Genomic DNA, 12,480 nt, shown 5'->3' on the forward strand with positions numbered 1-12,480 from the left:
GGTTCAGCTCTTCGCGGATTCCATGGGCAGCCCGATCGGGGCCGGGATCTGTTCCATGGTGAGCCGCTTGCGGAACACCCAGTACGTCCAGGTCTGGTAGACCAGCACGACCGGGACCAGCGCCACCGCGACCCAGCTCATCACCACCAGCGTGTAGTGGGTGGAGGAGGCGGCGACGGTGCCGTCGCGGCCATCGACGGTGAGGCTGAACGCGTCGTTGATGGTGGACGGCAGCACATTCGGGAACAGCGACCCGAACAGCAGCACGGTGGCGGCCGCGATGGTGATCGCGGTGCCGGTGAACGCCCAGCCGTCGCGCCCCTGGCTCGCGGCGAAGCCCGCGACCAGCAATCCGATCACGGCCAGCGCCAGCGGAATCCAGGTCCAGCCGTGCCCGTGGGCGAGCTGGGTCCAGACGCCGAAGGCGGCCACCACGACGGCGGTGGGCACGAACAGCACGCGGATGATGCGTTGCGCGTCGTCGCGGACCTCGTTGCCGGTCTTGAGGGCGATGAACAGCGCGCCGTGCAGCATGAACAGCAGCAGCGTGGTCAGCCCGCCGAGCAAGGCGTAGGGGTTGAGCAGGTCGAAGAAGTTGCCCTCGATCTGCTTGCGCTCGTTGAGCTTCACCCCGTGCACGATGTTCGCGAAGGCCAGACCCCAGGCCAGTGCGGGGATCCAGGAGCCCAGGCCGATGCCGATGTCGCACCAGGTGCGCCAGCGCGGGTCATTGATCTTGCCGCGCCATTCGATGGCGCAGGCCCGCGCGATCAGCCCGACCAGGATGAGCAGCAGCGCCAGGTAGAACCCGGAGAACAGGCTGGCGTACCACTCGGGGAAGGCGGCGAACATGGCGCCGCCGCCGGTGAGCAGCCACACCTCGTTGCCGTCCCACACCGGTCCGATGGTGTTGAGCACGGTGCGCTTCTTCTGCTCGTCGCCGCGTCCGATGATCGGCATCAGCATGCCGACGCCGAAGTCGAAGCCCTCCAGCACGAAGTAGCCGGTGAACAGGACCGCGATCAGCAGAAACCAGAATTCAGGGAGACTCATCCTCGGCTCCTAGTAGGCGAAGGAAAGCTTCTCGACGGGCTCCCCGGTCATCTTCGGGGTGTCCGGGGTGGATGCCTGTTCGGGTCCGGCGATCACGTAGCGGCGCATCAGATAGAACCATCCGATGGCCAGCAGTCCGTAGAGCGCGGTGAACACGATCAGCGAGGTGAGGATCGTGCCCGCCGAGACCCCGGAGACGCCCTGCTGCACCGTCATCCGGATGTGCCGGTCGCCGGTCGGGTTGGGTGCGACGACCCAGGGCTGGCGGCCCATCTCGGTGAAGATCCAGCCGGAGATATTGCCCAGGAACGGGGTGGCGATCGCGATCAGCGACAGCCAGCTGAACCAGGTCTGGTCCGGGACCCGGCCGCGGCGGGTGACCCAGAATCCGGCCAGCGCCAACAGGATCGAGCCGGCCATCCAGGTGATCATGGCGCGGAAGGACCAGTAGGTGACGAACAGGTTGGGCCGGTAGTCGCCGACGCCGAACTTCTGGTTGTACTCGACCTGGAGGTCCTTGACGCCCTGCAGGGTGACGCCGGTGAATTCGCCGGTGGCCAGCCACGGCAGCACGTAGGGCACCTCGATGAGGTGATCCACGCTGTCGCAGTTGTTGTGGGTGCCGACGGTCAGCACGGAGAAGTCCGGATCGGTCTCGGTGTGGCAGAGCGATTCGGCGGACGCCATCTTCATGGGCTGCTGTTTGAACATCAGCTTGCCCTGGATGTCACCGGTGAAGATCAGCGCCACCGCGGCGATGAGCACGACGTACAGGCCCATGCGCGCGCTCGGCCGCCACATGGTGCGGGCGTCCTCGAGGAGCGCGTCGTTGCCTTCCGCCTTGGCTTTTCGGGCATTGCGCACCATCCACCAGCCGGCGATGCCCGCCACGAAGGTGCCCGCGGTGAGGAAGGCTCCGGCGATGACGTGCGGGAAGGCGGCGAGGGTGGTGTTGTTGGTGAGCACCGCCCAGATGCTGTGCAGTTCGGCGCGACCGGTCTCCGGGTTGTACTCCGCGCCGACCGGGTGCTGCATGAACGAGTTGGCGGCGATGATGAAGTAGGCGGAGGCGTTGGTGCCGATGGCGACCAGCCAGATGCACGCCAGGTGCACCTTCTTCGGCAGCCGGGTCCAGCCGAAGATCCACAGGCCCAGGAAGGTCGATTCCATGAAGAAGGCGACCAGCGCCTCCATGGCCAGCGGGGCGCCGAACACGTCGCCGACGAAGCGGGAGTATTCGCTCCAGCCCATGCCGAACTGGAATTCCTGCACGATGCCCGTGGCGACGCCGAGGGCGAAGTTGATCAGGAACAGTTTGCCGAAAAACTTTGTGAGCCTGAGCCAGTGCTCCTTACCGGTGATCACCCACGCGGTCTGCATGCCCGCGACGAGCGGTGCGAGGCCGATGGTGAGCGGCACCAGGATGAAGTGATAGACGGTGGTAATTCCGAACTGCCAGCGCGCCAGATCTACGACGCTCATCCGACCTCCCTGCCGATCTACGACATGACGTAGTAATAGAGACTACGCGTCGGGAGGCGCGGATCAACGTATGCCTCGCCACAGTGAGCCCGATATTTGCTGGAACGTGATCGGGACTACCAGTCGGCGAGGCTCCCGGGGAGCGCGATGCCGCGGTTCACCATCTCCACGATCTCGGCCGCGTTCTCCGGCGGCGACATGCGCAGTCCGTCCAGCGAATTGACCCGCGCGACCAGAGTGATCGAGGACAGCATCCACACGGCGTCGGCGGTGATCAGGTCGGCCGTGAACAGCGGCTCGTAGCGGCACTCCCAGCCCGCCTTCTCCGCCTGCGTGAACAGCGCCCGCTGGGTGGTGCCGGGCAGAACGCCGTTGCGGGCGGGCGGGGTGATGAGCTGGTTGTCGCGCTGCACGACCACGGTCGAGCGCGGACCCTCGAGGACGCGGTGCTCGGTGCTGGTGAAGATGACGTCGTCGGCGCCCATCCGCTGGGCGAAGCGCAGCGCGGACATATTCGTCGCGTACGACAGGGTTTTCGCGCCCATCAGCAGCCACGGCGCGTTCTGCGCCAGGTCGATGGAGATGCCCTTGGAGAGGGTGATCACCGAAACGCCTTCGGTGCGCGCCTTTTCCACCCGCGCGGGGACGCCGACCACGAAAACGTAACCGGTGGTGGCGGGTTCGGCTCCGGCCAGATCGCCGGTCTTGTTCGCCGGACGTCGGCCGGCTCCGCCGTGATCGCTGTCACGTCCGCGGGTCAGGACCATCCGCAGGGTGCCCTCGCGGTCCTTGCCCCATTCCTCGGCGGCCAACTCGACCGCGAACCGCCATGCCTCGAGGTCCGGCGCGGGCAGATCCAGCGCCTCCGCCGAACGCCGTAGCCGCGCCAGATGCATTTCCAGCGCGCACGGCACACCGTCGCGCACCAGCACCGTCTCGAAGACGCCGTCGCCCCGCAACGCACCGATATCGTCCGCATACAACAACGGCGCGTCCGGATCCCGGATCGCGCCGTCGAGTGTCACCAGAACCCGTTCCACCATGTGATGAGCCTAGGGGAGTCGACGGGTCCTGGGTGCCATACTGTGCCACCCGGCCCGTCAAGCCACCTGCCACGACCTGCTGGAAGCGGTGCTGGCGTTTCAAACCTGCCCAAATGCGCCACCGGCGCGTCTCCGGGACGACATCGGTCCGGGTCCCGTTCCCGAGCCGTGCGCCCGAGGCCTGTCGCCGCGAGCCGCTAGGGTGGAGTCGTGTCCTCCTCGGTTGCCAGTCCGATCTTGCAGGTTCCAGGGGCTGTCGCGGGTCTGCCGGAGTCACCGGATGCCTCGGTCGCGTGGCATTACGGCGATCCCTTCGGGGAGCAGCGCGCGGCGGCGGAGCGGGTCGCGGTGGTGGATCGCTCCCACCGGTTCGTGCTCTCGATCACCGGCAAGGAACGGCTGAGCTGGCTGCACACCATCTCCAGCCAAGCCGTCGCGAATCTCGGTGACGGAGAGTCCGCGGAGAACCTGGACCTCGATCTCAACGGCCGCGTGCTGAACCACTTCGTGCTCACCGAACTCGACGGCACGGTGTGGATCGACACCGAGGGCGCCCGCGGACCCGACCTGCTGAGCTTCCTGCAGAAGATGGTGTTCTGGGCCGACGCCAAGCCCGTCGACGCCAACGACCACGCGGTCCTGAGCCTGCTGGGCCCGGCCGCGGCCGACCTCGTCGACGCCCTGGGCGTGCCCGCCCTGCCCGACACCTACCGCGCGGTCCCGCTGCCCGGCGGGGGCTTCCTGCGCCGCATGCCCTGGCCCACCGCCGACTCCTTCGACCTGCTGGTCCCCCGCGACCAGCTCGCCGCCTGGTGGACCAAGCTGCGCGACGCGGGCGCGGCGGCCGCGGGCCTGTGGGCGTTCGAGGCGCTGCGGGTGGCCGCCCTGCGCCCCCGCCTGGGCCTGGACACCGACGACCGCACCATCCCGCACGAGGTGAACTGGATCGGCGGCCCCGCCGAACACGGCGCCGTGCACCTGAACAAGGGCTGCTACCGCGGCCAGGAGACGGTCGCGCGGGTGCACAATCTCGGCAAGCCGCCCCGGCACCTGGTGCTGCTGCACCTGGACGGCTCGGCGGATTCCCGTCCGGCGTCCGGTGATCCGGTGACGGCGGGCGGCCGCGCGGTCGGCACGCTCGGCACGGTGATCGACCACTACGAGCTCGGCCCGATCGCGCTGGCCTTGATCAAACGCACCATCCCGGTGGACACCGAACTGGTGGCCGGCCCGTGCGCGGCGGCCATCGACGCGGATTCGATGCCCACGCACGACGAACCGCAGGCCGGGCGGCTCGCCGTCGAGAAGCTGCGCGGCCGATGATCGTCGCCCCCGTCGGCCGGGTGCTGGCCGTCTGCGTCGTGCACGCCGAACTCGAGGTGCCCGCCAAGTCCTCGAAGGTGGGCCGCACCGCCATCGACAAACGTCCGGTGCCGCACCGGGTTCCGGTCCGGGCCCTCGGCCTGGACGGCGACCACGTGTGCGACACCAAGCATCACGGCGGCACCCACCAGGCCGTCTACGCCTACGCCGAGGAGGACGCGCGGGGCTGGTCCGCCGAACTGGGCCGCGACCTCGCGGCGGGCTGGTTCGGCGAGAACCTGCGCATCGCCGGGCTCCCCGTGAGTGACGCGGTGATCGGTGAGCGCTGGGCCATCGGCGACACCCTGCTCGAGGTGTCCGCGCCGCGGGTCCCGTGCGCCACCTTCCAGTGGCGCGCCGGTGAGCCGCAGTGGGTGAAACGCTTTACGGCACAGGCGAACACGGGCGCTTACCTGCGAGTTCTGACCGAGGGCGGGATCAGCGCGGGCGACGAGGTGCGGGTGGTGCACGTGCCCGAGCACGGGGTCACCGTCCGCGATCTGTTCACCGGCGCGGACCCCGGGCGCCTGGAGTTGCTGGAATCCGCCGAGCCCACCATCTCCGACGACGTCCGCATGCAGATCGACCGTCACCGCCGCCGCCACACCGCGGCGGCCCGATGACAGCGAAGGGGCACCGATGAGCGTCGATCTGGTCGAGGTGGTGCGGTCCGGTTTCCGCGAGTGCGTGCACCGCGGTTCCGCGGTGGTGCTGCGCCCCGACGGTGAGCCGCTGGTCGAGGTGGGTGCGGTGCACGGCCCGATCTTCCCGCGCTCCACCAACAAGCCGCTGCAGGCGCTCACCCTGCTGCGCAACGGTTTCGAACCGGTCGACGACGCCGAGCTGGCCATCGCCACCGCCTCGCATTTCGGCGAGCCGGATCACGTGGAGCTGGTGCAGCGATTGCTCGACCGCTTCGGTTTCACCGAGGACGATCTGGAGTGCCCGCCGGATCTGCCGTTCGAGGAGCAGGCCCGGGCCCGCGTGCTGGCCGGCGCCGACCGCGACAAGGCGGCTCGACGGATCTTCATGAACTGCTCCGGCAAACATGCCGCCATGCTCGCCACCTGCGCGATCAACGACTGGCCGACCCGCGGCTACCTCGAGGTCGGGCACCCGTTGCAGCAGGCGGTGCTGGACACCGTGGCCGAGGTGACCGGTGAGCCGGAAACCGATCTCGGTATCGACGGGTGCGGCCTGCCCATCGTGCCGGTGTCGCTGGTGAATCTGGCCCGCGCCTACGCGGCGTTCGCCACCGCGCCCGAGGGTGCGCCGGAACGCCGTGTCGCGGACGCGATCCGGACCCATCCGCGAGTGATTTCCGGCACGGACGGCCCCGATTTTCGCGTTATGTCCGCGACGCCGGGACTGGTGTGCAAGATCGGCGCGGACGGTGTGCACGCGGGTGCGCTGCCGGACGGTTCGGCCTTCGCGTACAAGATCGATGACGGCGCCGATCGCGCGCGGCTTCCGCTGACGCTGGCCATTCTCCAGCGTATGGGGGTCGAGTGGACCGATGCGCACGCTGAGCTGGCAACGCCCGCGGTGCTGGGCGGCGGAGCTCGCGTCGGCATCATTCGAGCGATTCCCGGCGTCCTGTCGTAGCCGGTCGGCAGGGTTTTCAGGATCGCCCGGTCGTCGCCGGTCCCGGCCCCGGGACGTTTATCCCCCACTCCTGGAAGCGCGACCGCCTGACACACGCTAAAGTGTTCGTCAGGAAGAGTATTAATTCGAACGGGGCCGCCAAACCCACCCCAGGCCGCCCCGCAGTGACGCGAGGGGGTCAGCCATGGGCCGTGGCCGGGCTAAGGCAAAGCAGACCAAGGTTGCACGTGAGCTCAAGTACAGCTCACCGTCGACCGACTTCACGAGCCTTCAGCGCGAACTGTCGGGGAGTCCCTCCGACACGCAGCTGAGTGGTGCTGTGCTTTCCGACGAGCACGACGCGAAGGACTCGCGTGCGGGCTGGGACGAAGACGACTACGACGACTGGCGTCGCTGACCTCGGATTTTCGCCGTGTAAGGGGGAGGCCCACTATGGCCTTCCCCTTTAGCACGTCGATATGCCCCGAGGTCGGAGCCATTCGCTGAGCATCCGCGGCGAACAACTACTGCCGGTCCCCCTTCCTACCGGCGAAAAGACAAACGGCCCCGGCACTCTCGCGAGTGCCGGGGCCGTTCTCTGTCTGCTAGAAGCGCGGGTGGTCGCCCACCAGCGCGACGCGGGCGGAGTCGGCGTCCTTGGCCTTCTTCACCGTGCCGAGGGTCCAGCAGTCGATGTGGCGGGCGGTGAGGACGGCCAGCGCGCGGTCGGCGTCCTCGGGCGCGACGACGGCGACCATGCCGACGCCCATGTTGAAGGTCTTCTCCATCTCCAGGCGCTCGACGCGGCCGCGCTGGGCGATCATCTTGAAGACGGGGGCCGGGTTCCAGGTGCCGCGGTCGAGCTCGGCGACGAGTCCGGCGGGAAGCACGCGGGCCAGGTTCTGGGCCAGGCCGCCGCCCGTCACGTGGCAGAAGGTGCGCACGTCGGTCTCGGCGATCAGGGCCAGGCAGTCCTTGGCGTAGATCTTGGTCGGCTCGAGCAGTTCCTCGCCGAGGGTGCGGCCGAATTCCTCGACGTGCCCGGTGAGGGACATGCGGTCGATGTCGAGCAGCACCTTGCGGGCCAGCGAGTAGCCGTTGGAGTGCAGGCCCGAGGAGCCCATGCCGATGACGACGTCGCCGGGGCGGACGCGGTCCGGGCCGAGCACGGCGTCGGCTTCGACAACGCCCACGCCGGTGGCGGACAGGTCGTAGTCGTCCACGCCCATCAGGCCCGGGTGTTCGGCGGTCTCGCCACCGAGCAGGGCGCAGCCGGCGATGACGCAGCCCTCGGCGATGCCGGAGACGATCTGCGCGACGCGTTCCGGGACCACCTTGCCGACCGCGATGTAGTCCTGCAGGAACAGCGGTTCGGCGCCGCAGACCACCAGGTCGTCGACGACCATGGCGACCAGGTCGAGGCCGACGGTGTCGTGCTTGTCGAGCGCCTGCGCGACCGCGATCTTGGTGCCGACGCCGTCGGTGGAGGCGGCGAGCAGGGGCTCCTTGTAGCCGCCCTTCAGTGCGAACAGTCCTGCGAAGCCGCCGAGACCGCCCTGCACTTCGGGGCGGGAGGCCTTCTTGGCCAGGGGCGCGAACAGCTCGACTGCGCGGTCACCGGCTTCGATATCGACGCCGGCCGCCGCATACGAGGCACCGGCACCACTGGGGGTCTGTTCAGTCATTGTCGGGGAGAGCTCCAAGCCGAATCGTCGGATAGATGCCTGCTCACGCTAGCAGGAGCGCCGTTGCGCACCGGAGGCGCACGGCGTTGCGACCGTCCACCCGTTATGCGTGCGGGCGGGTAGTCACGGGAAAGCCACGGCGCCCGTTCGCGATTGCGCGAGCGGGCGCCGAGACCGCTTGCGCGGTGGCCACTCAGCGCTGAGCGCTAGGGGCGACTCAGCGCCGAGGCGTTGGCGTTGTCGGCCAGCAGCTCGGTTTCGGTGGTGCCGGACAGCATGCCCTCGAGCACGTTCTTGCCGATGGCGGTTTCCACCGGCAGCGCGATCGGGTACTCGCCGTCGAAGCAGGCGCAGCACAGCCGCGAGCGCGGCTGTTCGGTGGCGGCGACCATGCTGTCGAGGGAGATGTAGCCGAGGCTGTCCGCGCCGATGGAGCGGCGCACGCCCTCCACCATGTCGTCGAGGCTCTCGCCCTCGATGCCGTCGGGGCCCGCGCCGTTGGCGATCAGCTCCGCGCGCGAGGCGAAGTCGATGCCGTAGAAGCAGGGCCACTTGACCGGCGGGGAGGCGATCCGGACGTGGATCTCCAAGGCGCCCGCCTCCCGCAGCATGCGGATCAACGCCCGCTGGGTGTTGCCGCGCACGATGGAGTCGTCGACCACGATGAGCCGCTTGCCGCGGATGACCTCGCGAAGCGGGTTGAGCTTCAACCGGATTCCGAGCTGGCGGATGGTCTGGCTGGGCTGGATGAAGGTGCGGCCCACGTAGGCGTTCTTCATCAGGCCCTGGCCGTAGGGGACGCCGGAGCCCTGCGCGTAGCCGACGGCGGCCGGGGTGCCGGATTCCGGGACCGGGATGACCAGGTCGGCCTCGACGGGGTGTTCGGCGGCCAGGCGGCGGCCGATGTCGACGCGGGTGGCGTGCACCGAACGGCCCGAGATGGTGGAGTCGGGGCGGGCCAGGTACACGAATTCGAAGACGCAGCCCTTGGGGGTGGGGTTGGCGAAGCGCAGGGAGCGCACGCCGTCGGCGTCGATGGCGAGCAGTTCGCCCGGCTCGATCTCGCGGACGAACGAGGCGCCCACGATGTCGAGGGCGGCGGTCTCACTGGCGACCACCCAGCCGCGGTCGAGGCGGCCCAGGCACAGCGGGCGCACCCCGTGCGGGTCGCGGGCGGCGTAGAGGGTGTGCTCGTCCATGAAGGTGAGGCAGAACGCGCCCTGCAGGGTCGGCAGCAGCTCCATGGCGGCCTGCTCGATGCTCTTGTCGGCGGCGGCGTGCGCGAGCAGCGCGGTCATCACGTCGGAGTCGGAGGTGGCGGCCATACCGCCGGCCAGGCGGCCGGTGACCAGACCGAGTTCCCGTGCGCGGGCGCTCAATTCGGCGGTGTTGACCAGGTTTCCGTTGTGGCCCAACGCGATTCCGGTTCCGACCGCGGTGGTGCGGAAGATCGGCTGCGCGTTCTCCCAGGTGGTGGAACCGGTTGTGGAGTAACGACAGTGGCCGACGGCCACGTGGCCGGGCATGGCGGCCAGGGTTTGTTCGTCGAAGACCTGACTGACCAGGCCGAGATCCTTGAATACCAGCACCTGCGAGCCGTCGGCGACCGCGATGCCCGCCGCCTCCTGCCCGCGATGCTGCAATGCGTATAGTCCGTAATACGTGAGCTTTGCCACATCTTCGCCCGGTGCCCAGACACCGAACACACCACACTCTTCGCGCGGTTCGTTCTCGTCCTGATCAACGGTCGTGGCGGAGGCGGGGAGATTCACCGTTTGCTCCCTGTTCGGCGGGCTGGGGGCGAGAGCCATTCTACGGGTAACCGCAAGGCAACCCGCCGTTGGGATAACGGAGATGGCAGGCGGTTTGCTGTTAGCGTGCGACGGTGGCGAGCACCGACAGCACCGGTCGCGCGGAAACCGGTCCACGACGCAGGCATCTGAGCCCGATCCGGTGGGCTTTCCCGATCGTGGTGGTCACGCTGCTGGCCTCGCTGCTGGGTGTCATGTATCTCGACTACGTCGTGGACCCGGAGAAGAATCTGCACGATTTCCCGATCGCTCTGGTGAACCAGGATGTCGGCGACGACCTGAAGACCGGCGATCAGGTCCAGCACGTGAACTTCGGTGATCAGGTCGCGGACGGGCTCACCAAGGCGGTCCCGGCGGACAAGATCGATCTGCGGGTGCTCGGCATCAACGAGGCGCAGCTGCAGATGCAGTCGGCGCGGGTGTACGGCACCATCATCATTCCCAGCGACTTCTCCAAACGGCTCGGCATCCTCGGGGTCGGCAGCGTGGTGCCGGGCGAGATCTCCAAGCCGGCGCTGACGCTGCAGACCAATCCGCGCACCGGCGCGTTCGCGACCGCGGTGGTGCAGAAGTTCGGTGAGCAAGCTCTCACCCAGGTGAACTCCGAGGTCGGCAAGCAGCTGACCGATCAGGTCATCAAGCAGCTGACTCCGCCGCCGGGCGCGCCCCCGACCGAACTGTCCGCGGCCACCCGGCTGGTGCTGGCGCAGCCGCTGGACATCGTGACCGAGCAGTTCCGGCCGCTCCCGGGCGGTTCCGGCGAGGGGCTCACCGCCTTCTTCTACAGCCTGCTGCTCCTGCTGGTCGGCATGGTCGGCGCGATGATCATCCACCAGCTCATCGACTCCGCCCTCGGCTTCCTGCCGACCGAGTGGGGTCCCTGGTACGTGCACTATCCGCGCGCGTCCATCTCCCGGGTGCGCACCCTGCTGATCAAGTGGTCGGCGATCGCGGTGATGGCGGTGGTGGTGTCGGGGACGTTGGAGGGCATCGCGTCGCTGCTCGGCATGCCGATCGACAAACCGCTCCTGCTCTTCCTCTACGGCGCGCTGGTGATCACCGCCGTCGGCTTCACCTGCGCCTCGACGCTGGCCGCGATCGGCACCGCCGGCCTGATCATCAACCTGATCGTGTTCATCATCCTCGGCCTGCCGTCCTCGGGCGGCACCATCCCGATCGAGGCGACCCCGAAGTACTTCGGCTGGCTGGCGAAGTTCGAGCCCATGCACCAGGTGTTCCTGGGCACCCGCTCGATCCTCTACTTCTTCGGCGACGGGCAGGCCGGCCTGACCCGCGGCGTCTGGATGGCGCTGCTGGGCCTGGCCATCGGCGTGGTGTTCGGCCTGTTCATCACGCGCTTCTACGACCGGAAAGGCTTGGAACGCAAGCCCGCGACCCTGCCGGACGCGGCGGCGTAGCGGTCAGAGCGGGACGACCGGCAGCCAGCGCGCGACCTCGCCCGCGCGGCTCCCGGAGGCGGTGAGGGCGGCCGACTCCACCGCGGCGGTGAAGTCGAGCAGACCGGTCGCCAGCAACAGCCAAGTCCGAGCATCTGTTTCGACAACATTGGGCGGATTGCCGCGGGTGTGCCTGGGGCCCTCGATGCATTGGACGGCGACGAAGGGCGGAACCCGCACCTCGACCGAGTGACCGGGGGCGTCGGCCGCGAGCGCCCGGGCGGTGCCGCGGACGGCCGCCGCGATCTCGGTGCGGGCGGGCACGGGCGCGGAGTCGTCGCGCAGCCACTCCCCCACCGCGGCGACCGCCGCTCGCACCTCCGCCGGATCCACCGCACCTCGTCGCGCCATGCCGTGAGGCTACTGCGCGAGGCGGCGGGCCAGTCGAGGGGCGAGGGCTCCGCCCGCGTTCAGGGCCAGATGCAGCAGGGCCGGGGCGGCGGCGCTGCCGGTGTGGCGGCGCAGCAGGTCGAACACCAGCCCCGCCCCCGCGGTGAGGGCGACGGTGCCGGTGATCGGGTCGGCGGCGGCGCGGGCGGGCTGGATGTGGGAGAAGCCGAAAACCAGTGCGCCCACACCGGTTCCGATCTCGCCCGCCGAGCGTTCCAGCAGCGGCGTCAGGGTGGCGCGGTAGGCGAGTTCCTCGGTCAGGACGGTGCCGCCGGGAATGTGCAGGGCGGTCCATTCCAGGGTGGAGACGCCGGGGCCGCGGTCGGCCAGTCCGGCGAGGTGGCGGCGGGCGGCCGGAATGGCAAGGGCCGCAGCGTAGCCGGACAGCACGGTGGCCGCGGCGACAGCACCGGCCCGGATGCCGCGGCGGGACAGGAAGTTCGGGTCTCCCCGAAAGACGAGGGTGTACGCGAGCGCGTAGCCGGTGTTGGCGGCGGTGCGGCCGCGCAGGTCCAGGCGCAGGGCCGGGAGCAGGTAGTTGCTCCAGGCCAGCGGTATCACCATGGCGGCCAGGGCTTTCGGATGCAGCAGCGCGTGAGCCCGGGCGCGCACG

The 12,480-nt window shown here is 69.1% G+C and carries 12 protein-coding genes; 5 read left to right on the plus strand and 7 right to left on the minus strand.

Translation table 11 applies throughout. The features are described 5' to 3' along the window. Positions 1–3 precede the first annotated feature (3 nt). The 3 genes from cydB to ACWEOI_RS02440 all read right to left on the minus strand — a co-directional run bounded on the left by cydB (position 4) and on the right by ACWEOI_RS02440 (position 3,578). A complete protein-coding gene (cydB, locus tag ACWEOI_RS02430; RefSeq protein WP_433670360.1) occupies positions 4–1,053 on the minus strand; it encodes a cytochrome d ubiquinol oxidase subunit II in 1,050 nt (349 codons plus the stop codon). 9 nt (positions 1,054–1,062) lie between these two features. Beyond that, a complete protein-coding gene (locus ACWEOI_RS02435; protein WP_452358759.1) occupies positions 1,063–2,535 on the minus strand; it encodes a cytochrome ubiquinol oxidase subunit I in 1,473 nt (490 codons plus the stop codon). 116 nt (positions 2,536–2,651) lie between these two features. After that, positions 2,652–3,578, minus strand: a complete 927-nt coding sequence (locus tag ACWEOI_RS02440; RefSeq protein WP_452358760.1) for an aminodeoxychorismate lyase — start codon at positions 3,576–3,578, stop codon at positions 2,652–2,654. 210 nt (positions 3,579–3,788) lie between these two features. On the opposite strand from ACWEOI_RS02440, the gene ygfZ reads away from it, so the two are divergent. The 4 genes from ygfZ (at position 3,789) to ACWEOI_RS02460 (ending at position 6,942) form a co-directional block, all read left to right on the plus strand. After that, a complete protein-coding gene (gene ygfZ, locus ACWEOI_RS02445) occupies positions 3,789–4,901 on the plus strand; it encodes a CAF17-like 4Fe-4S cluster assembly/insertion protein YgfZ (protein WP_452358761.1) in 1,113 nt (370 codons plus the stop codon). Further along, entirely contained in the window at positions 4,898–5,563 is a 666-nt protein-coding gene (locus ACWEOI_RS02450) for an MOSC domain-containing protein (protein ID WP_452358762.1), read from the plus strand. The genes ygfZ and ACWEOI_RS02450 overlap by 4 nt, the downstream gene beginning before the upstream one ends. Before the next feature lie 16 nt (positions 5,564–5,579). Continuing rightward, a complete protein-coding gene (locus ACWEOI_RS02455) occupies positions 5,580–6,545 on the plus strand; it encodes an asparaginase (protein ID WP_433670352.1) in 966 nt (321 codons plus the stop codon). Between the two features lie 184 nt (positions 6,546–6,729). Next, on the plus strand, positions 6,730–6,942 hold the full coding sequence (locus ACWEOI_RS02460) for a DUF3073 domain-containing protein (RefSeq protein ID WP_213558229.1): 213 nt from the start codon (positions 6,730–6,732) through the stop codon (positions 6,940–6,942). Positions 6,943–7,129: 187 nt separating this feature from the next. On the opposite strand, the gene purM is transcribed toward ACWEOI_RS02460, so the two are convergent. Both purM and purF read right to left on the minus strand, forming a co-directional pair. Further along, complete coding sequence (gene purM / locus ACWEOI_RS02465) at positions 7,130–8,209, minus strand: phosphoribosylformylglycinamidine cyclo-ligase (RefSeq protein ID WP_452358763.1); 1,080 nt, start codon at positions 8,207–8,209, stop codon at positions 7,130–7,132. Between the two features lie 206 nt (positions 8,210–8,415). Next, positions 8,416–10,020 carry an amidophosphoribosyltransferase gene (gene purF / locus ACWEOI_RS02470; protein WP_433670350.1) on the minus strand — a complete coding sequence of 535 codons (1,605 nt, stop codon included), beginning with the start codon at positions 10,018–10,020 and terminating at the stop codon, positions 8,416–8,418. A 74-nt stretch (positions 10,021–10,094) separates the two neighbouring features. Here purF and ACWEOI_RS02475 point away from each other — a divergent pair, with 74 nt between their 5' ends. Beyond that, positions 10,095–11,438 (plus strand): ABC transporter permease, encoded by a 1,344-nt coding sequence (locus tag ACWEOI_RS02475; protein ID WP_433670348.1) that lies wholly within the window; start codon positions 10,095–10,097, stop codon positions 11,436–11,438. A 3-nt stretch (positions 11,439–11,441) separates the two neighbouring features. Here ACWEOI_RS02475 and ACWEOI_RS02480 read toward each other — a convergent pair whose 3' ends face one another. Both ACWEOI_RS02480 and ACWEOI_RS02485 read right to left on the minus strand, forming a co-directional pair. Further along, positions 11,442–11,828 (minus strand): sterol carrier family protein, encoded by a 387-nt coding sequence (locus ACWEOI_RS02480; RefSeq protein WP_452358764.1) that lies wholly within the window; start codon positions 11,826–11,828, stop codon positions 11,442–11,444. A 9-nt stretch (positions 11,829–11,837) separates the two neighbouring features. Next, complete coding sequence (locus ACWEOI_RS02485) at positions 11,838–12,479, minus strand: CPBP family glutamic-type intramembrane protease (RefSeq protein ID WP_452358765.1); 642 nt, start codon at positions 12,477–12,479, stop codon at positions 11,838–11,840. Between the last annotated feature and the right edge of the window lies 1 nt (position 12,480).

The organism is Nocardia sp. NPDC004340 (assembly GCF_053602575.1).